Annotated in this window: 22 protein-coding genes and 2 riboswitches; of the genes, 2 read left to right on the forward strand and 20 right to left on the reverse strand. The window is 39.1% G+C overall.

Annotated elements, in window-relative coordinates; genetic code table 11:
- Nucleotides 1-89 precede the first annotated feature (89 nt).
- Nucleotides 90-749, forward strand: coding sequence for a YhcN/YlaJ family sporulation lipoprotein (locus M3175_RS08100; protein WP_251517289.1), 660 nt, complete (start codon nt 90-92; stop codon nt 747-749).
- Nucleotides 750-791: 42 nt separating this feature from the next.
- Here the strand turns inward: M3175_RS08100 and lipA are convergent, their stop codons facing one another.
- Entirely contained in the window at nt 792-1,709 is a 918-nt protein-coding gene (gene lipA, locus M3175_RS08105) for a lipoyl synthase (protein ID WP_251517322.1), read from the reverse strand.
- Nucleotides 1,710-1,942: 233 nt separating this feature from the next.
- On the opposite strand from lipA, the gene M3175_RS08110 reads away from it, so the two are divergent.
- A complete protein-coding gene (locus tag M3175_RS08110) occupies nt 1,943-2,899 on the forward strand; it encodes a M23 family metallopeptidase (protein WP_251517701.1) in 957 nt (318 codons plus the stop codon).
- Between the two features lie 44 nt (nt 2,900-2,943).
- Here the strand turns inward: M3175_RS08110 and M3175_RS08115 are convergent, their stop codons facing one another.
- The 19 genes from M3175_RS08115 to M3175_RS08205 form a co-directional block, all read right to left on the reverse strand.
- Nucleotides 2,944-3,048: a methionine/alanine import family NSS transporter small subunit gene (locus M3175_RS08115; protein ID WP_251517344.1), complete on the reverse strand. Its 105-nt coding sequence runs from the start codon at nt 3,046-3,048 to the stop codon at nt 2,944-2,946.
- On the reverse strand, nt 3,048-4,565 hold the full coding sequence (locus M3175_RS08120) for a sodium-dependent transporter (protein ID WP_251517392.1): 1,518 nt from the start codon (nt 4,563-4,565) through the stop codon (nt 3,048-3,050). Before M3175_RS08120 ends, M3175_RS08115 begins: the two co-directional genes overlap by 1 nt.
- Nucleotides 4,566-4,878: 313 nt before the next feature.
- Nucleotides 4,879-5,619, reverse strand: a complete 741-nt coding sequence (gene yunB / locus M3175_RS08125) for a sporulation protein YunB (RefSeq protein ID WP_251517394.1) — start codon at nt 5,617-5,619, stop codon at nt 4,879-4,881.
- An 88-nt stretch (nt 5,620-5,707) separates the two neighbouring features.
- Nucleotides 5,708-6,805, reverse strand: coding sequence for an HD-GYP domain-containing protein (locus M3175_RS08130; RefSeq protein WP_251517397.1), 1,098 nt, complete (start codon nt 6,803-6,805; stop codon nt 5,708-5,710).
- A gap of 230 nt (nt 6,806-7,035) precedes the next feature.
- Nucleotides 7,036-7,338, reverse strand: coding sequence for a YunC family protein (locus M3175_RS08135; protein ID WP_251517400.1), 303 nt, complete (start codon nt 7,336-7,338; stop codon nt 7,036-7,038).
- Nucleotides 7,339-7,409: 71 nt separating this feature from the next.
- A complete protein-coding gene (locus tag M3175_RS08140) occupies nt 7,410-8,774 on the reverse strand; it encodes a bifunctional metallophosphatase/5'-nucleotidase (RefSeq protein WP_251517404.1) in 1,365 nt (454 codons plus the stop codon).
- A gap of 24 nt (nt 8,775-8,798) precedes the next feature.
- Complete coding sequence (locus M3175_RS08145; RefSeq protein ID WP_251517408.1) at nt 8,799-9,641, reverse strand: DUF72 domain-containing protein; 843 nt, start codon at nt 9,639-9,641, stop codon at nt 8,799-8,801.
- Between the two features lie 83 nt (nt 9,642-9,724).
- Entirely contained in the window at nt 9,725-11,122 is a 1,398-nt protein-coding gene (gene sufB / locus M3175_RS08150; protein WP_119709820.1) for a Fe-S cluster assembly protein SufB, read from the reverse strand.
- Nucleotides 11,123-11,166: 44 nt separating this feature from the next.
- Nucleotides 11,167-11,604 carry a Fe-S cluster assembly sulfur transfer protein SufU gene (gene sufU, locus M3175_RS08155; RefSeq protein WP_251517410.1) on the reverse strand — a complete coding sequence of 146 codons (438 nt, stop codon included), beginning with the start codon at nt 11,602-11,604 and terminating at the stop codon, nt 11,167-11,169.
- On the reverse strand, nt 11,594-12,823 hold the full coding sequence (locus M3175_RS08160) for a cysteine desulfurase (RefSeq protein ID WP_251517414.1): 1,230 nt from the start codon (nt 12,821-12,823) through the stop codon (nt 11,594-11,596). The genes sufU and M3175_RS08160 overlap by 11 nt, the downstream gene beginning before the upstream one ends.
- Nucleotides 12,823-14,133, reverse strand: coding sequence for a Fe-S cluster assembly protein SufD (gene sufD, locus M3175_RS08165; protein ID WP_251517416.1), 1,311 nt, complete (start codon nt 14,131-14,133; stop codon nt 12,823-12,825). Before sufD ends, M3175_RS08160 begins: the two co-directional genes overlap by 1 nt.
- A gap of 16 nt (nt 14,134-14,149) precedes the next feature.
- On the reverse strand, nt 14,150-14,935 hold the full coding sequence (gene sufC, locus M3175_RS08170; protein WP_251517419.1) for a Fe-S cluster assembly ATPase SufC: 786 nt from the start codon (nt 14,933-14,935) through the stop codon (nt 14,150-14,152).
- A gap of 255 nt (nt 14,936-15,190) precedes the next feature.
- Nucleotides 15,191-15,361 carry a YuzK family famiily protein gene (locus M3175_RS08175; RefSeq protein ID WP_251517422.1) on the reverse strand — a complete coding sequence of 57 codons (171 nt, stop codon included), beginning with the start codon at nt 15,359-15,361 and terminating at the stop codon, nt 15,191-15,193.
- Between the two features lie 208 nt (nt 15,362-15,569).
- Nucleotides 15,570-15,941, reverse strand: a complete 372-nt coding sequence (locus M3175_RS08180; RefSeq protein WP_251517425.1) for a carboxymuconolactone decarboxylase family protein — start codon at nt 15,939-15,941, stop codon at nt 15,570-15,572.
- Between the two features lie 116 nt (nt 15,942-16,057).
- Complete coding sequence (locus M3175_RS08185; RefSeq protein ID WP_251517428.1) at nt 16,058-16,906, reverse strand: MetQ/NlpA family ABC transporter substrate-binding protein; 849 nt, start codon at nt 16,904-16,906, stop codon at nt 16,058-16,060.
- Nucleotides 16,907-16,918: 12 nt separating this feature from the next.
- Nucleotides 16,919-17,587: a methionine ABC transporter permease gene (locus M3175_RS08190; RefSeq protein WP_251517431.1), complete on the reverse strand. Its 669-nt coding sequence runs from the start codon at nt 17,585-17,587 to the stop codon at nt 16,919-16,921.
- Nucleotides 17,580-18,605 carry a methionine ABC transporter ATP-binding protein gene (locus M3175_RS08195; protein ID WP_251517434.1) on the reverse strand — a complete coding sequence of 342 codons (1,026 nt, stop codon included), beginning with the start codon at nt 18,603-18,605 and terminating at the stop codon, nt 17,580-17,582. The genes M3175_RS08190 and M3175_RS08195 overlap by 8 nt, the downstream gene beginning before the upstream one ends.
- Nucleotides 18,606-18,783: 178 nt before the next feature.
- Nucleotides 18,784-18,889, reverse strand: a riboswitch (SAM riboswitch).
- Between the two features lie 106 nt (nt 18,890-18,995).
- Nucleotides 18,996-20,309, reverse strand: coding sequence for an O-acetylhomoserine aminocarboxypropyltransferase/cysteine synthase family protein (locus tag M3175_RS08200; protein WP_251517437.1), 1,314 nt, complete (start codon nt 20,307-20,309; stop codon nt 18,996-18,998).
- A 70-nt stretch (nt 20,310-20,379) separates the two neighbouring features.
- Nucleotides 20,380-20,478, reverse strand: a riboswitch (SAM riboswitch).
- An 80-nt stretch (nt 20,479-20,558) separates the two neighbouring features.
- Complete coding sequence (locus M3175_RS08205) at nt 20,559-20,909, reverse strand: hypothetical protein (protein ID WP_251517440.1); 351 nt, start codon at nt 20,907-20,909, stop codon at nt 20,559-20,561.
- Nucleotides 20,910-21,061 lie beyond the last annotated feature (152 nt).

The following is a 21,061-nucleotide window of genomic DNA, read 5'->3' on the forward strand; positions in this document are numbered from 1 at the left end:
TCTATTTTAAATTATAACTGATTCTCCATGAATTACTAAGAGGAAAAAAGAATTCTCGTGGTCATTCTATAAAAGAGGGGGTGTAAATCTTGAAAAACTCAATGATAATCCTTGGAATTTGTGCAATGACAACACTTACTGCTTGTCAAAATAATTTAGGGCGTGATGATGTTCAAAACGAACGAAGCAATGCTTTAAGCGTTAATGACCCAACTGGTGATATATACAATCGAGATAAAAATGGTTCTAAAGATTTTGGTTATGTAAGACATAAAAAGGACGAAATGGCTCGTACACAGTCCCAAAATCACTATGCTGCCATTGATCGCGAAAAGGTAGCTGATATCATCGGTGAGTATTGCACAGATGTTCCTAATGTAGACGATATCTCCACATTGGTAACAGATGAGGAAGTTCTCATAGTGTACCATACCGATTCTAGTGACCGCAATTTAACAGCTGACCAAGTAAAGCGTATGGCTATGTCCGTTGTTCCGAGATGGTACCATGTATATGTTAGTGATAACGAAGCACTTCGTCCAAATGTAGAGAATTTTGCCAACCTTGGTCCGAATAGTGCAAATACGGAAACTGGAATCAACCAACTCATTAAGCAAATGTTAGTCTCTCCTCAAGGGAAAAACATGAGCACAGGTGAAAATGCGAATGGTGAAGCTCAAGGAGAGCTTAATGAAGACATGGATAAGGACGATATAAGCCAACAATTGAAGGCGAAAATGAACCAATAAGAAAAAGAGGCTTACGAACTTCGTAATGCCTCTTTTCTCGTATTATGCTTCTTTTGCTTCTTTTTCACCTAATAATTGCTTGTGCTTAGCTGCAGCATTAACCTGCTCGTCTGCATGGTAAGAAGAACGCACAAGTGGACCAGCTTCACAGTGACTAAAGCCTTTGCTTAAGGCTATTTCCTTTAGTTCAGCAAATTCTTCAGGGCGGTAGTATTTTTCAACTGACAGATGCTTTTTAGACGGCTGCAGGTACTGTCCAATTGTTAAAATATCAACATTATTTGCTCGTAAATCATCCATAGCTTCAAGTAGATCTTCCTTCGTTTCACCCAAACCAATCATAATAGAAGACTTTGTAGGAATATCCGGTTGCATTTCTTTTGCTCTTCTTAAAAACTCAAGTGAACGGTCATATTTTGCACGTGCTCTCACACGATCTGATAACCGTTTCACCGTTTCAATATTATGATTCAGGATATCTGGGCGTGCATCCATTAGCATACGAAGATTCTCTTCGATACCACCCATGTCTGATGGAAGTACTTCAATACTTGTGAATGGACTCTTTCTACGGATCGCACGAACGGTTTCGGCAAATACAGCTGCACCACCGTCTTTTAAGTCATCACGCGCTACAGCTGTAACAACCACATGCTTTAGATTCATTAACACAACAGAATCAGCCACACGTTCTGGTTCTTGAAGATCAAGTTCTGTCGGAAGACCTGTTTTAACCGCACAGAAACGGCATGCACGAGTACAAATATCACCTAGAATCATAAATGTAGCGGTACGTCTAACAGCCCAACATTCATGGATATTTGGGCATTTTGCTTCTTCACAAACGGTATGAAGCTTTTTCTCTCTCATCATCTTTTTCAAGCCTGTATAATTTTCGTTCGTGTTTAATTTAATTTTCAACCACTCGGGTTTACGTAGATGTTCTTGGTTTTTGCTCAACTTCCCACACCATCCTTATATGATAAGTGTTTTTTTCACACTATGTAGCTAATTCATACTACTCCTGAATCACTTTAACATAATGAAGATTATACGACAAGCAAGAGACTTACTATTACCAGTAATTGATATATATTGTTTTAAATGATTTAAGACAAACTAAATCATGTTAATTCTTTTGAAGGAGGATCATCGTGCGGAAACTGCTAAAAGGAATCGTTATTTTTCTTGTTATGATGCTATTATTACCTTCTGTTCGATATGCACATGCTGAAACCGATCAACAGACCATTTACGCAAAGCGCCTCGAGCTATATAAAGAAGTTGAAGCAGCTACCAATATACCTTGGTACTATATGGCCGCTGTTGACCAATATGAAAGAAGTCTCAGGCAGTCTCGACGTGATTTGCCGAAAGCGGAGGGTTTAACTGGCATTTACTACAAACCAGAGGAATGGGTTGGGCCGCTAAACCCAAATCTTGAAGATGAGAATCCGATGTCCATTAAATACTTTAACGGTTTTGGAATCGACGGGAACGGCGATGGAAAGGCCAGTCTGAAAGATGACGAGGATGTTCTCTTTTCTTTTGCAAACTTCATCCTATCATACGGGACGGACCATGATAATATAAAAATTGGTCTTTGGGATTATTATAAACGAGATAAAACTGTAGGGATTATTATCGGAAAGTCAGAAATTTATAAAAAATATGGTCGTCTGGATCTTGATAGTCATGCCTTTCCAGTACCTCTTAGATCCGATTATAGCTATCGTAACACATGGGGAGACGCTCGTGGCTGGGGTGGAAGACGCATGCATGAAGGAACAGATATTTTTGCCCACTATGGTGTACCTGTTCGTGCAACCTCATTTGGCATTGTTGAGATGAAAGGATGGAACCGTTTTGGCGGCTGGCGAATTGGGATACGTGACATTAACAATAACTATCATTATTTTGCCCATTTAAGCGGCTTTAGTAAGGACTTAAAGGTAGGACAAATCGTTGAACCCGGAATGGTCATAGGTGGTGTCGGAAGTTCTGGTTATGGACCTCCAGGTACTTCAGGTAAATTCCCACCACATCTTCATTATGGAATGTATCGTGATAATGGATATACAGAATGGAGCTATGATCCGTTTCCGCATTTAAAACTTTGGGAACGGCAAGAACGTGCTCGAAGAAAATAAAAAGAGGACTAGCGGTTTTAATCCGTTAGTCCTCCCTTATTATATTAAGCGCTTTTTGATTTTTTATAAGCATTAGCAATACTAGCTGCTAATCCACCCCATAGAATAACCATACCAACAACCATCATAACAATCGCACTGGTTGACATTATTTTGAAACCCCCTTGCTATCAGTTGAAGGTAAATCCAAGGAACCTTTTTGCCACTTGAAAGCAGCGAATACAAATCCAACCACAATCGCAGCTACTGCAACTCCCCAACCTGTATATAATAGGAAGCTTGTTGGATAACCTTCGTAGTTATCTTTTAAGTTATTGATGAAGTTTTGAATCATCATATATCCTAAAACAACTGGTGTAATAAATCCTAAGCAAACTTTCCACCATGCGCCTAATAGCATATCTGACATGCTATTCGCATGCTGTTGAAGATTCTTCATTTCACGTAATACCCATGCCACTAATACTACCTCAGCAAACCCAGCTACAACAATACCAAATTGGTTGATGAAATAATCAGCAGCATCAAGGAAGTATAATCCACCTTGAGTGGCAAATAGAATTGAAATGACTGCAGAGATTCCTCCACCAATTGCTACCGCTTTGTTACGTGAAACCTTAAACTTGTCTTGAATACCAGCTACATATGTTTCAATAATTGAAATTAAAGATGTTAGACCTGCTAATACTAAACATAGGAAGAAAATAGATCCTAATAAGCCGTTAAACGCAGGGAATTCACTAATGATTTGCGGGAAAACCACGAAAGCTAACCCTACTCCACCTGCAACTACCTCACTAACTGCCACACCTTGCTGCTGAGCCATAAAACCTAGTGCAGCAAATACACCAATACCTGCTAATAATTCAAAACCAGAGTTAGCAAAAGCTGTGATAAATGCATTATTTGTTAAGTCTGTTTTCTTTGGTAGATAACTAGAATACGTGACCATAATCGCAAAACCAATGGATAAGCTGAAGAAAATTTGACCGTATGCAGCAACCCAAACCTTAGGTTCAGCAATTAAGTTCCAGTTCGGTTTGAAGAATGCATCCAAACCTTGAGCAGCTCCATCTAATGTTACAGCGCGAACGACGATTACTAGGAATAAAATAACAAGTGCCGGAATAAAGATCTTGTTCGCTGCTTCAATACCCTTTTTAACACCTTTGAAAAGCACACCAAGTGCAATTACCCAAACTAGTACTAATGGAATAAATACGCTAGGAACAATGCTACCAACCTGACCTGGTGCTTCAGCAAGCTTTAAATAGTCTCCAAAAAGGAATGCTCCTGGGTCTTTGCCCCATTTTTCTCCGAAAGAGAAGTACGCAAATGACATTGCCCAAGCGATAATTACAGCATAATATGTTGAGATAACAAAAGATATTGCGACTTGCCACCAGCCAAGCCATTCAGATTTCTTGTTTAGACGAGCGAATGTTAATGGAGATGATCCGCGATATTTATGACCTAGTGTAAACTCTAGAACGAGAAGCGGGATACCAGCAGTTAAGATAGCGAATAAGTACGGTAAAAAGAATGCTCCTCCTCCATTTTCATAAGCTACTGCGGGAAAACGCCAGATATTTCCTAGACCAACAGCTGATCCAACTGCTGCCATAATAAAACCTGCACGAGTCCCCCATTGTGGACGATTATCCATAGTAAAAATGACCTCCTACTGAGTCCCAACCTTATTTCCTTATTTTAGTGAAGAATTGGAACTTTTTATATTTTCTGATTATTTAATTTAATCTAAAGTTAGTATAGCTAGTTTTTGTCCATCTGTCAAAACATTATTTTCAGAATAATAATTTAGTTTAACACGTTAATATAGTAGAAGTTGTTAAATATGTGAAAATACTAACATTTCAGAATATTATTCTCATATATTTCTTTCCCTCCTCTCTCTTCTACTTTTATTTAGAAAAAAAGTCAGAAGAACAAAGATATTCTCTGACTTTTTCACTTACTGATTAGTTGTCCATAGGGAGGTCAATTGATGCACCTGAATCACCACCGCCACCGTTATAAAACTGTGGAACTTCACCTTTTATTAGACCAGTCGCAACCGGTACATCCTCTTTAACGGTAATAATTTCCGTAGCGAATGGAATGATAATCTGTACCTTTACTTCTACTTGAACATGAATTTCTACCCATGTATTATTGATTCCCAATTCTTCTTTCACTGTCTTAAAGGTAGAAGTAACGGAACCGATAGAGTTAAATTTTATTGGTATTTTTGGTCCTAAGTTACCTAAAAGGGCATTATTGGTAGCCTGACCTAACGGAACATAATAAACGATTCCGTTTTCCTTTTTATCCGTATTGATTTCAATATCGGTGAAGGATTCAAGCTCTGAGAGATCTCCCTTTTCAGCCTTTTTAATATTGTCTTGTACCAACTCTGTTACTTCTGCTTTAACACGGTTTAAATGTTCTGCGTTTAAGAACACCACGTCTCCATTCCCGGTTTCTTCGAACTTTATATCCATAACATTAGTTATTTTTTTACTTACTGCATTATTTATGACGAGTGAAGCAATTTTTCGAGTTTGTGAGTTTGCATAGCTAACAAGTGTAGGCTTCAATCCCTCATTTATTATCCAAAGACCAGCTGCTGTTGAAAAGATAAAAAACACAAAGGTAAGTAAAAAAACATATCTGAACGGCAATGGACCTCTCCGCGGCAGACGACCGCGAAATTTACGCAAGACAAATCCCCCCTTTACAAGCTATATGTATGCTGTAAAGGAGGGAACTAGCGCAAAAATATGAATTTTTTTATGGTTGAAAGACTAGTTACGCTTTTTTAGGAAAGGTCGTGTCACATTCGACAATCATTGTTGTTAAGCTTTTGCTTAGGTCTAGTTCGTATGGGTTAATGCTTATCCCATCTACTTCAATGACTCTTACAACGGGCCGGTCGCTAACTCCTATGTTTTGTTTGGATACAACTCCTTTACGGCCATCATCAAGTAAAACCGTAATTCCAACAGGGTATATAGCTACCCCTTTGCGAAATGCCTCAATTATTTTAGGATCAAAAAGAGTTCCTGAGCCGGCAAACAAAATTTCCAAGCCATGATGAGGTAGCATAGCATCACGATACACTCGATTTGAAGTAACCGCATCAAACACATCAGCTACCGCAATAATTTTTGCAAGCTGATGAATATCTTCTCCAACGATCCCTCGTGGATACCCCGTCCCATTTAGCCGTTCATGATGCTGATACGCACAATGAGCGACAATAAGAGACATCGCCGGAACATTACGAAGCATTTGAAATCCTTCTTCAGGATGTTTTTTTATCTCATCGTATTCTTCATCTGTTAATTTTCCAGGCTTCTGAAGAATTTCACATGATACTTTCATTTTCCCTACATCGTGAAGGATGGCTCCCATTCCTAGCATTTCAAGCTCTTTAGGAGGAAGCTTTAACTTGATTCCAATCGCAAGAGAATACATCGTCACGTGTAAGGAATGGGTAAAGATATAGTTATCATATGTATAGACGTCAGCTAACATGGTTAACAAATTTCCGTTATTTTTCAACTCAAATAAAAGCTGTCTTATTAGATCTTTAAATCTTTTTGAAGCTTTTTCAATAACAAATGTGGTATTAAATTTGCTATCCATTTGAAGTTCTTGGAAGGTTGTTTCTATCGTTTGGACAGCCTCTCTTCGAATCGAATCAGGGAGTACCTCAATATACTCGATCCCCTCTGTTAAAGAATCCTTTATATATATGTAGGTAATGCCCAGCAATTGTAATCGCTTAAGCATTTTTTCGTTTAACTCTACTCCCTCGCTTAGTAAAATCTGTCCTTTATCATTTCTAACCGTTTTTCCTAGTATTGTTCCAGATTCTACATTAGCGGTAGCTACTAGTCTCATTATAGTTCTCCTGTATTAGTCTGACTGAGATTATTCAACAAGTTCTGACAAATTCCTACTTTATCTTCTAAGATAACTCTATTATCGACTAAATTACAACATACTTTAGTACCTAATTACAAAAATAAATAGGCCAAATGGCTATATTTACTTATCAGTAAGAACAAACCTATTTCCTATTACCATTATTTCCAAATAAAACTAAAAAAAGGCACATATTCTGCGCCTTTTTAAATCATTTTTAACATGGCATCTTTTCCAAGCATACCCTTTGTAATCCCTAAATTTTCAGCTTCAAACGTAACGGATTCTAAAGGTGCCTCTAAAAGCTGCTCTATGGTTTTAACACCAACGGCTCTACCAGCAATTACTTTTCTATCCTTAAGCTTTTCATTGAGAAGTGCCACATCAAGAGCACCACACATGATGTATCCTTTATCATTGCTCACGACGAGCAAATTTGTTTTTGGGAGTTTTACTGATACACTTAAAAAAGTGTGCCCATTGATTTCAATAGGTGAAAGCTCAATCACTTGCTACACTCTCCTTTCTTCCTTATCAACTTATGTATTAGGAAGAAAAAATGTGAGTTTCATTTGCCTAGCTATTGCAAGTTTTGAAGCTTCCAGCGTAACAAGTCACGCATAAACTCTGGGAAGAAGAATACTTTATGCTCCGCTCGTCTAATCTCAGGAAACAGCTGACCAAAAGTAAACATGTCTGGAATGGCTAATTGATAACGTGTTTCTCTTTCAATTTTCTTACCATTAATATAAAAAGAGAGTCCATTATTCCCATGCTTCACCTCGACACCCTCAAAAATCATTTTCCCCATGAAAGTCCCACGAAATCCCAACCCCTTAATCACCATATTCCCCCACTTCTCATCTAATGCAAGTCGGATGACTTCTTGATATTCGGCACCTGAAAGGTCGACCACCGTAGGATTTATGGGATGTGGACAAATTGTTAATAAATCGTATTCCGTAACCATTTCACTTGGTAAATCATGCAATATTAACCCTTCGTTTAAAAAGGCACTATCTACGTTACACCAGCTGCGAAGAGTTTCACAAAGAAGGCGTGCTAATACTTCCCTCGATCGGTAAGGCTCTCTTATTCTAGCAACTTCTGTAAAAAGCAATGCCTTTCCTTCCTCATACAGCTGATTCTCCTCTTCCTTTTCGTTTTCTACATAAGGAAGTTTATTTGAATCATACGCTATAGCTCGCTTTTTTGTCACCTGACGTGTTTCACAATCAATCGTAAGTGTAATATGGCCAAGAAACATTCCGTACTTTCCTGCAGCACCTAGAATGACATCATTTATCTCTTTTCCTTCATGAAACACATGATGGGTATGTGCCCCTAAAATCACATCAATTTCAGGAAACTCTTCAGCAATGGCCTCATCATCATGTATGCCTAAATGAGAGAGGAGAATAATGATGTCTGCTTTTTCTTTTATTAAGGCGAGCTGATGCTTTAGTTCTTCCATCGGTTCGGATAGTTTCCAGCCCAGCTGTGCATAAAAATGTGAAAAGTAAGCGGTCAAACCGATAACAGCCACACGTACTTTATTTTTAAGCTCATAAATATGATATGGCTCTACCCACTGAGGACGCGTACCTTTAGCCGTAAAGAAATTCGCTACAATCACATCAAATGTTCTCTTTTGATATAGATTGTCTAAGTCTTCAAAGGAGAGCGTAATTCCTTCATTATTTCCAATCGTCACGGCCGTGTATCCCACTTCATTTAATAACTCGGTGTTCCGCTTTCCCCTTGTAGCATCTGTAAGAGGATGCCAACGGTCCATATGATCACCTATGTCAAATAGAAGAACGTTTTCGTTTGCACTTTGGTGAAGGTCTCTCCTTCTCTGTAAAAAAGAGCTAATTCTTGTCCAGTGCTCGAAATGACTATGTAAGTCATTCGTGTGATAAATATGAATATCTTCAAAGGTCATACTTTCTCTCCCCTTACAAAAATGCTAAAACAAATCAAGCTGGCGAGGCGCTAAGTTTTCATACTCGATTCCGAGTAGATCAATCAACTCAAGCGCGTTATCAGCGGCATCTCCACCAGAATTGTTATTGAAAACGATATATAGATGTTCTGTTTCTTCTTCTAGTTTTTTTATATGCTCTACCCATTGTCGCAATTCACTCTGATTATATCGATATAAGTATCTGACTTCCCGCCAGTTTTCTGTACGCTTTTGCCAACCATGTACGTTTCTTCCATGAAAACGAATAAGCAGCTTCTCTCTCTCTAGTGATTCGAGCACAGTAGGGACAGACCCGTCTCCTGATTGTGGTTCATCGCAAATGCTATGAATCCACTCTTCATCCTTCATAAATTGAATTGTTTGCTCATAAAACGAGGAACGAAACCACGATTGATGACGAAATTCAAGTGCGCATGGGATATCCCCCATCTGTTTTTTGCACCAACGCAAGTATTCTACATGCTCCCTTTTACAATCAAACCAAGGCGGAAACTGAAACAAGACAATAGCTAACTTGTTACTCTCTATATAAGGTGCAAGTGAGTCCTTAAACGCTTGAAACATTTGCTCCTTGCTTTCAAAAGGAATATCTCCTCTCGAATGTCCAGTCATCCCCTGATAGGCCTTTACAATAAAACGGAAGGAAGGCGGGGTATCCCGGGTCCATCTTTGCGAATTTTTTATAGGCTGTATCGCATAAAAGGAGGAATCCACTTCGACAGTTGGAAAAAAACCAGCATACTCTTTTAACTTATTTCTAGGTGAGGTATGTGGACCGTACAATCGATCATGGTCACCCCAACCAGTCACTCCAATATAGATCACATTCCACCCCTCCAACTTTTGTCACCATCATATCATATGTATGAAAAAACGTTCACCTTCTAGGTGAACGTTTCTCTTATTTCTTAACCGATTGAACCTTCCATTTCGAACTTGATTAGACGGTTCATTTCAACTGCATATTCCATTGGAAGTTCTTTCGTAAATGGTTCAATAAAGCCCATTACGATCATTTCAGTTGCTTCTTCTTCAGAAATACCACGGCTCATTAGATAGAACAATTGCTCCTCAGAAACCTTTGAAACCTTTGCTTCATGCTCTAATGAAATGTTGTCGTTTAAGATTTCATTGTAAGGAATGGTATCTGAAGTTGACTGGTTATCCATAATCAGCGTGTCACACTCAATGTTCGCACGCGCTCCGTCTGCTTTACGTCCAAAATGAACGATTCCACGGTACGTTACTTTTCCACCTTGCTTCGAAATCGACTTTGAAACGATAGTAGAAGACGTATTAGGAGCTAGGTGAATCATCTTCGCTCCAGCATCTTGGTGTTGACCTTTACCAGCTAGTGCGATTGATAATGTCATTCCACGAGCACCTTCGCCCTTAAGGATTACCGCAGGATATTTCATAGTCAGCTTTGAACCGATGTTCCCATCAATCCATTCCATTGTTGCATTTGCTTCACAAACTGCACGCTTCGTAACCAGGTTAAACACGTTGTTTGCCCAGTTTTGAATCGTTGTATAACGACAGTAAGCATCTTTCTTGATAATGATTTCAACAACTGCACTATGAAGTGAGTTAGTTGTATAAACAGGTGCTGTACAACCTTCTACATAATGTACATGTGCGCCTTCATCAACAATGATAAGCGTACGTTCGAACTGCCCCATGTTTTCAGAGTTGATACGGAAATATGCTTGAAGTGGAGTTTCTACCTTTACACCTTTTGGTACATAGATGAAAGATCCACCTGACCATACAGCAGAGTTTAATGCAGCAAATTTGTTATCTGTTGGAGGAATCACTTTCGCCCAGTGCTCACGGAAGATGTCTTCGTTTTCACGAAGGGCAGAATCCGTGTCCTTAAACACAATACCTAGGTTTTCAAGATCTTCTTGCATATTGTGATATACAACCTCAGATTCGTACTGAGCAGATACACCAGCTAAGTACTTTTGTTCCGCTTCAGGAATACCAAGCTTATCAAATGTTTGTTTAATTTCTTCAGGAACTTCATCCCAAGAACGTTCTGTCTTTTCAGAAGGTTTTACATAGTACGTAATTTCATCAAAATTTAATGCCGCTAAATCTCCACCCCATTGTGGCATTGGCATATTGTAAAAATGCTCTAATGATTTCAAACGGAAATCAAGCATCCATTGTGGCTCTTGCTTCATTTTTGAGATTTCTTCCACGATTTCACGTGTTAATCCACGCTTCGAGCGGAAGATAGACACATCTTTATCGGCAAAGCCATATTTATAATCACCGATTTCAGGCGCTTTTTTAGCCATTGTCGTGTTCCTCCATTCGTAGGAGCATGCGTTTATGCTTCCCCTTATTGTTGTTCTTCTTTAATTCCCTTTTCCATTGCTTTCCACGCTAAAGTCGCACACTTAATACGCGCAGGAAACTTGGAAACACCTTGTAACGCTTCTATATCACCTAAGTCAAGGCTATCATCGTAATCCTTACCTTGCATCATTTGGGAAAACACTTCCGATAACTTTAAGGCTTCGTCCAGCTTTTTCCCTTTGATGGCTTGCGTCATCATAGAAGCAGATGACATAGAGATTGAGCAGCCTTCTCCTTCAAATTTTGCATCCTTCACGACACCTTCCTCGAGCTGAAGTGTAAGCTGAATCCGGTCTCCACATGTTGGATTATTCATATTGATGGTTAGGCTATCGTTTTCTAGGACCCCTTTATTACGAGGGTTTTTGTAATGATCCATAATTACCTGTCTATAGAGGGTATCTAAATGATTAGAAGACATCGCTAAAATACTCCTTTGTTTTGATAAGCCCTTCCACAAGCTTATCAATCTCTTCTTCGGTGTTGTACAGGTAAAAACTAGCACGAGCAGTTGCCGAAGCCTTTAGCCACTTCATTAGCGGCTGTGCACAATGATGACCAGCACGTACGGCAATACCTTCTGCGTCGAGCACTGTTGCCACATCATGTGGATGAACATCATCGATATTGAAAGTAACCACGCCTGCACGAAGACCTGGATCTTTCGGACCGTAGATCGTCATACCTTCTATTAATGATAATTTCTCCATCGCATAAGCAGCGAGCTTATGCTCATGTGCTTCTATATTTTCTAAGCCAATTTGTTCTAAGAAATCAATCGCTGCTCCAAGTCCAACAGCTCCCGCAATAATTGGGGTACCTGCTTCAAACTTCCAAGGAAGCTCTTTCCAAGTAGATTCGTATAAATCTACAAAGTCAATCATTTCTCCACCTGTCTCAACCGGCTCCATTTTTTCTAAATGCTGTTTCTTTCCATAAAGAACTCCAATTCCAGTTGGTCCACACATTTTATGGCCTGAAAAAGCAAGGAAGTCGCAATCTAGATCCTGTACATCAATCTTCATATGAGGAGCAGCCTGGGCACCGTCAACCACCATTACCGCACCATTTTCATGTGCAACCTTGGCAATTTCTTTGATCGGGTTCATCACGCCTAAAACATTTGAAACCTTCATCACGGACACAATTTTTGTATTTGAAGTAACAGTTGCTCTTACATCGTCCAGACTAATTGTTCCATCCTCTTGAAGGGGAATGTACTTAAGGGTAGCACCCGTTTTCTTCGCTACTTGCTGCCAAGGAATAATATTGGCGTGGTGCTCCATAAAGGTGATGACAATTTCATCACCCTCACGAAGATTGTCTGAACCATAGCTATGGGCGACAAAGTTTAATGCAGTAGTCGCTCCACGAGTGAAGATAATCTCTTCTGTAGATTTTGCATTGATAAATCTTCTAACCTTTTCACGTGCCCCTTCATATGCATCGGTTGCTTTTGTACCAAGCGTATGAACACCTCGGTGCACATTCGAATTGTATTCTTTATAATATTTCTCTAACGTCTCGATTACTGAGATCGGTTTTTGAGAAGTTGCTGCGCTATCAAGATACACTAATGGTTTGCCATTCACTTCTTGATGTAGAATCGGAAAGTGACTGCGAATATCCTGAATATTCATTATCTTACTTTCCTCTCAATAACTTCCACTAACTGCTTTTTCACGCCTTCGATTGGAAGCTCGTTAACAACCGGAGCTAAGAAGCCATGAATAACAAGACGTTCTGCTTCTGTTTTAGGAATTCCACGGCTCATTAGGTAGTAAAGTTGAAGTGGGTCCACTCGTCCTACTGAAGCTGCGTGTCCTGCCGTTACATCATCTTCATCAATAAGAAGAATAGGGTTAGCATCTCCACGTGCTTTTTCACTAAGCATTAATACACGTGATTCTTGCTCGGCATTTGACTTGGTTGCACCGTATTCAATTTTTCCAATCCCGTTAAAGATAGAAGTAGCACTGTCTTTCGTTACACCATGCTTAAGAATTTGGCCATCCGTGTGTTTACCCCAGTGAACAACACTTGTTGTAAAGTTTTGTGTCTGCTCGCCACGTCCAACGGTTACTGTCTTCGTATCACCAACAGAACCATCACCGACTAGGTTTGTTACGTTTTCAGATACTGTGTTTCCATCGTTCATCAAGCCAAGTGCCCACTCAATACGAGCATCGCGTCCAGCTACCCCACGACGGTTGACATAAGTGGTTACACCTTTAGCTAAAGTATCAACTGCACCATATTGAACAGTTGCATTTGTACCAGTAACTACTTCCGTTACGATGTTAAAAATTGAATTTGCTTCTTCCACCGTTGAAATATAGTTTTCAACATAAGTGACAGAGCTATTATCTTCAGCCACTACAAGAACATGGTTGAACACATTTGCTTCCTTGTCATCATGGATAAATACCGCTTGAACTGGTGCAGAAACCTCTACGTTTTTAGGAACATATAGGAATACTCCACCATTCATTAATGCGGCATGAAGAGCAGTAAGTTTGTGTTCATCAACCTTTACACCGTCTTTCATGAAGTACTTTTGTAAAAGGTCCCCATGCTCACGAGCAGCCGTAAAGATATCTACAAACACTACGCCTTGATTTTTCAATTCTTCTGAAACAGAAAGAATCGTCGGGCGGTTATTGCGTTGAATATATAATGTTTTCTCGCCTTCTTCTGTACCGATCAATGATTTTACATCTTCCGGAAGATCTGCAAGAGAAGCATAATCTTCACTCTTTACGATATGCTTATCGAATTGAGTAAAGTTCCATTTTGTAATATTTGTTTTATCAGGTCTTGGAAGTGAAAGGTTTTCAGCTGTCACTAACGCATTTACGCGAAGTTCTGTTAACCAAGCTGGCTCACCCATCTCTTTAGAAAAAGAAGTCACATATTCCTTATCGAATGGTAATACGGTTTCTGTAGTCATGTCTGGTCCCCCTAACTTACGCTTCTTGCCCGACAGTTTCGTCCTCAATGCCAAGCTCTTTTTTAATCCAATCATATCCTTCAGCTTCTAAACGTTGAGCAAGCTCAGGGCCACCAGATTTAACGATACGTCCCTGCATCATAACGTGAACGAAGTCAGGTGTGATGTAGTTTAATAAACGTTGATAGTGAGTAATCATTAAGCAACCAAACTCAGAGCTGCGCATTTCGTTAATTCCTTTTGAAACAACCTTTAACGCATCGATATCTAATCCAGAGTCGATTTCGTCAAGAATGGCAATCTTTGGCTGAATCATCATTAATTGTAAAATTTCGTTACGCTTCTTTTCTCCACCAGAAAACCCTTCGTTTAAGTAACGTTGAGCCATATCTGGGTCCATTTCTAAAAACTCCATGTTTTTGTCCATTTGACGGATGAATTTCATTAAAGAAACTTCCTCACCCTCTTCACGACGGCTGTTAATAGCTGAACGCAAGAAGTCAGCATTTGTTACCCCACTAATTTCGCTTGGGTATTGCATCGCTAAAAATAGACCAGCACGAGCACGCTCATCAACTTCCATTTCAAGTACATCTTCTCCATCAAGAGAGATTGAACCAGAAGTTACTTCATATTTAGGATGTCCCATAATCGCAGAAGACAAAGTAGATTTACCAGTTCCGTTAGGTCCCATGATTGCGTGAATTTCTCCACCCTTGATTTCAAGTGTTACCCCTTTTAAAATTTCTTTCTCATCGATTGACACATGTAAATCCTTAATGGATAAAGTTGATCCTGACATATCTATTACCTCCATAATTTGAAAGAAAATTAGTTATCTCTTTACTATAAAAACTTTATTTTCATTCTCATTTTATTCTCATTACAATCTTATAACAAATGAAATGTGATATCAACTCTTATGAACCTCTTATCGACATATTACCTACCTATTTTTTTCTCCGACTATCTTTTCTATGTACGATACCATTGGCTCAACAAAAAAACCAGTGGAAATCACCACTGGCCCTAATTTCTTCTATATATATATTAGCTACTAGGCATGAACCCTTCGGTCCAAATCAGCAATCATTCTTTGACTTTGTAGATAATTTTGTTGCCTTGCTTTTTCAATTTTCATTCTAACCTTATGCTTTCTACTGTAGGTTTCATATCCCACTCCATGAGCTCCATACATCGCCTTTTCCATCTCACTCGTGTAGTTCAACCTTAGTTGACTGATAATGAATCCATCCCTTCCAAATATCGCTTTATTCGACTCTTTTGGTCACATCTATCGTAACACAGGTCAAAACTTTGGAACAAAGCCGATAAAACACGATATTTAGGGATGTATTAGACTAAGACTTTGTTAGAAATACTCACCTTATGATTTCCAGTGTTTTCTTACCAAATGCTCTCGATATAAGCTTAACTCACTGTTTTAATTGATTAAAATCATCCATTGTATCTTGAACAAGGGTAACGGCCTGGCTCAGAGCCGCTCCACCACCAAACGCTGCTGTCACCCCAACTGCTTCAAGTATTTCTTGCTCAGTTGCCCCTTGATCCATGCATCCTTTGATATGGTAGATGATGCAATATTCATCCTGAGAATATAAGCTAATTCCAAGTGCAATTAGTTGTTTTTGTTTTTGTGATAAGACGCCCTCTTTAAAGCATGCTTCTGTGAAAGCATTAAAATGACTAGCGATTTCTGGCATTTTTTGAGTAAACGTGCCAAGTCCTAATTTATATTCATGTAGAGCTTCTTCACTCGGGTTACTTGCAATAAATCCTTGATCCATTTGTCCCACTCCAGTCCTCAAGTTATGTAGTATCACATATGTTAGTATCCTTGAATTAACGTAAATTATTACATAAAAAAACAGATGCCTCTTTTAAGAGACATCTGCATTTCAAATTATTCAGATACAGGTACTACAGCACCCTTATACTTTTCAAGAATGAAATCTTGAATTTCTTTTGAGTGTAACACTTCTACTAAAGCTTTGATTGCTTCAGAGTTCTCATCGCCTTTACGAACAGCGATTACGTTAACGTATGGAGACTCTTTGTCTTCGATTGCGATTGAATCTTCAATAGGATTCAGACCTGCATCGATTGCATAGTTTGAGTTGATAAGTACTGCATCGCCTTCATTATTGTTATAGATTTGTGGTAATAATGATGCTTCGTACTCTGTGTCAAAGTGAAGATTTTTAGGATTTTCTGCGATATCTTCAACCGTTGCTTCTACGTTATTTACGCCTTCTTTAAGAGTGATTAACCCCTCTTTTTCAAGCATAGTTAAAATACGACCGTGGTCTGCTACTGAGCTACTCATGATGATATGTGCTCCTTCTGGAAGCTCATCTAAGCTCTTATACTTTTTAGAATACACGCCCATTGGCTCGATATGAATTCCACCAGCATTAGCAAAATCATAGCCATGCTCAGCCATTTGAGACTCAAGGTAAGGAATGTGTTGGAAATAGTTTGCATCAAGATCACCAGATTCTAACGCTTGGTTAGGTAGGATATAATCTTGGAAAGTTTCAATCTTTAATTCAATTCCTTTTTCCTCTAATAGTGATTTTGCTTCTTCTAGAATTTCAGCATGTGGTACGTTAGAAGCTCCAACTACTAATTCAGTTGTTTCTGCTGCTTCTTCACCTTCACCAGCGTTAGACTCATCTTGATTCGCTGTACCGCAAGCAGCAAGAACTAGAGCAACTGCTAATGATAAAAATAAGCTTAAAAATTTCTTCATTTTTTTTCTCTCCTATCTTTTGTCAAGTTTTGATGTTATAGAATCTCCAATAAATTGGATAATAAACACAATAATTAAAATGATGACAGTTGCCACAAAGGTTACGTCACTACGACTTCTTTGGAACCCTTCAAGATATGCTAGGTTTCCTAAACCACCCGCACCAATGACACCAGCCATTGCTGTATAGCTCACCAAGGCAATAGCCGTAACCGTAATACCCGATACTAAAGCTGGCAGTGATTCAGGAATAAGCACCTTAAAAATAATCGTGCTTGTTTTAGCTCCCATCGATTTAGCCGCTTCAATAACCCCTTTATCAATCTCACGCAATCCGATTTCCACCATTCTCGCGTAAAACGGAGCCGCACCAATAATTAATGCCGGTAAAGCAGCATTTTCACCTATCATTGTATCTAGTATAAGCTTTGTAAAAGGGATAAGAAGAACGATTAATATAATAAAGGGAATTGAGCGGAAGACGTTCACTACAGAACTGATCACCTTATTCACTATTGCATTTTCCCAAATATTACCCTTAGCTGTTAAAAATAATAAAAGTCCTAAAATTAAACCAAGAACAAATGTGATAACAACTGATATAGCTGTCATATAAAGAGTTTCATTCGTCGCTTCAATCATTTTTTCCCAGTTCACGTTTGGTAAAAGTGTCTCAAGCATTCGAAATCACCTCCACTCCTACCTGTTGTGATTCGATATATGCAATGGCCTTTGAAAGCTCTTCCTTTTCCCCATCTAAATGAATAAAAAGTGTTCCGTAAGAACCATTCTGTGTTTGTGATATTTTCCCTTGCAGGATGTTTACCGTCACATGGTAATGACGAATAAGATTCGTAATCAGCGGTTGCTCTGCTGCTTCTCCAACAAAGCCTAGTTGAACGACCGTACCATGCGGATACAGTTCTAATAAATGTTCAATCGTTTCCTTCGTTTCTTCCGGCTCTGTTACCTGTTGAACAAATCGTTTCGTAATTTCTTCCTTAGGATGCTTAAATACATCAAGTACTGGACCGAGTTCAACAACCTTTCCACCTTCCATAACAGCTACGCGATGACAAATCTTTCGGATTACGTGCATTTCATGGGTGATAAGGACAATGGTTAAACCTAAACGCTTATTAATATCAACTAGGAGCTCTAGAATGGAATCTGTTGTTTGTGGATCAAGAGCAGATGTTGCCTCATCACAAAGGAGAACTTTTGGATTGTTAGCAAGTGCTCTCGCAATACCGACTCTTTGTTTTTGCCCTCCACTTAATTGAGAAGGGTAAGCATCTTCTCTTCCTTCTAATCCAACTAAACGAATAAGCTCGTCTACTCTTTTCATTCTTTGCCCTTTAGGCACTCCTGCAATTTCAAGTGGAAATGCAATATTTTCTCTTACCGTTCGAGACCATAAAAGGTTAAAATGTTGGAAAATCATGCTTATTTCCTGTCTAGCTTTACGAAGGCTACCACCTTTAATTTTCGATACTTCATTATTTGCCACAATGACGGATCCCTCAGTAGGAATTTCTAACCCGTTCAACATGCGAATAAGCGTACTTTTCCCTGCCCCACTATAACCAATTACACCGAAGATTTCTCCTTCAGTAATTTCTAGATTTACATTATCAACAGCCGTTACTTTTCCCTGTCTTGAAGAATAAATCTTTTTCACGTCTTTTATCGAGATCAAAGGTTTCTCCTCCTTCCATTTCCGATTATTCTGATAAAACTACATAGGATCATGCAACAGAAGGCTTCATTACCACTTAGGTTCTATCATTCGTACCATTCCTATTCGAATGAGAACTATCTAAATGAACAAAAAAAAACCTTTCTGCATGAGCAGAAAGGCAGAAACAATCACCTTTCTCTCATCTATCAAAGCAATATGCTTTGTGTGAATTGGCACCATTTCAAAAATTTGACGGTTGCCGGGCTTCATAGGGCACATCCCTCCACCTCTCTTGATAAGAGCTTATCAATTTATATGAACTTTACGTTGTAGTCTTAATCACGATTGCTATCGTAACACGGAAAAACCGGAGTGTCAACGATAAATTTCGACAATAAATCTTATGGATTACACATGGCTAGTAAGCGATGTTTTCCCAGTCGCCAATGTAATCGCTTGCTCTAAGTCTTCAACTAAATCCTCAACATTTTCAATTCCGATTGATAGACGAATTAAATCCTCTGGAACACCTGCTGCTTTTAATCCCTCAGAGTCAAGCTGTTGATGAGTTGTGCTTGCTGGATGAATGACTAAGCTTTTTGCATCGCCAACATTGGCAACATGCGCCCAAAGATTGAGACTATTTATGAAAGTTGCTCCGGACTCACGACCTCCATCGATTCCAAAAACAACGATAGAACCTGCTCCTTTAGGTAAGTATTTCTTCCCAAGCTCATAATCTGGATGCTTTTCATTTCCTGGGTACATCACCCAATTAACCGCAGGATGTGCTTCTAGATACTCTACTACCTTCTTCGTATTTGCCACATGCTCCTTCATTCTCACATGCAAAGTTTCTAGCCCAAGTGTGAATTGAAACGCATTTTGAGGGCTTAATGCTGGACCTAGATCACGTAGTAATTGAACTCTTGCTTTTACAATATAAGCTGCAGCACCAATTGCTTCACTATATACAATATCATGATAGCTTGCATCAGGGGTTGTAAATCCAGGAAACTTTGACGAATTCCAATCAAACTTTCCGCCATCCACGATAATACCTCCAAGAGTCGTACCATTCCCTAAAAGCCATTTTGTTGCCGAATGAATGACAATATCCGCACCATGCTCGATTGGACGACATAAATAAGGAGTAGCAAAGGTATTATCGATTACTAGCGGAATGCCTGCATCATGTGCGACCTTTGCTACTTTTTCGATATCCAAAATTCGCAAGCTTGGGTTTCCAATGGTCTCTGCAAATACCGCCTTTGTTTTCTCTGTAATAGCTTGTTTAAAGTTCTCTGGATTGGTCGAATCCACAAACTTTACTTGTATCCCATATTTAGGTAGTGTAACGGCAAATAGATTATATGTACCTCCATATAGATTAGAAGCCGCAACGATTTCATCCCCTGCTTCAGCCAGATTAAGAATCGCCAGTGTAATCGCTGCCATTCCACTCGATACTGCAAGTGCTCCTACTCCACCTTCTAGCAGGGCAACTCTTTCTTCGAATACAGTAGTAGTTGGATTATGAATGCGTGTATAAATATATCCAGTTTCAGCTAGTGCAAAGAGATTAGCAGCATGCTCAGTGTTTTTAAATTGATAAGCATTGTTTTGATAAATCGGTACCGCTCTTGCTCCTGTAGTAGGATCTGGGCTCAATCCTCCATGTACTCCAAGCGTTTCTAACCGATACTTCTTCTGTTCTGTCATTCCATTCCCTCCCAAAAAAATATTATTTTAAAAACCCCCTCATCCTAAGAAGAGGGGGTGGTAGTGTCTCTTCTTATCTACCAGAGTTTCCTCTGCTGGATTTAGCACCGTGTATACCACCGGTTGCCGGGCATCAAAGGGCCAGTCCCTCCACCACTCATGATAAGAATATTTTTATTAATCACGTAGTTGATGGTATCATGGGTAAAATTGGTAAGTCAACAACAATTTAGAAAGTTCAGAAAAATTTCATAAATTATTAACATGCTTATATGGTTTTACTAAAAAGAACAAGGTTTCTAAATAAAGAGCTGTTCTAAATGTTGCCCGTAAGGAAATTAAATTCGTTAATGTCGCTTGCCTTAGCTTGATTTCCCCAGAGAGCAAAGATATGATATGTTCCTTCTGTCCTTGAAGATGTGCGTCAATATGATGATGGTCAGTTTTGAGTAAAAGTTCAACGTTCCCATTATTTATATGGATAAAGAAGGCCTCATCTTCTGATCTAATACAAATAACAACTGGTGCCTTCTTTAAAAAAGGCAGTAAATGACTTCGGTTATTCCATTCATTTACTGTTCTTTGTAACTGAACAAGCATCGGTCTTCCTCCTCTAAAAATACGACTACATATATATTCCACTTTGAGAGAAGGCTTACCTTTAATATCTTTTCGACAAATTTTCGGGGCGTTTGTCAGGGGTATCTAACAAGCTTTGTATCGAATGCTGTAGTTAGAGTTCATTTCCCGAG

The organism is Robertmurraya korlensis (assembly GCF_023715225.1).
Classification (GTDB): domain Bacteria; phylum Bacillota; class Bacilli; order Bacillales; family Cytobacillaceae; genus Robertmurraya_A.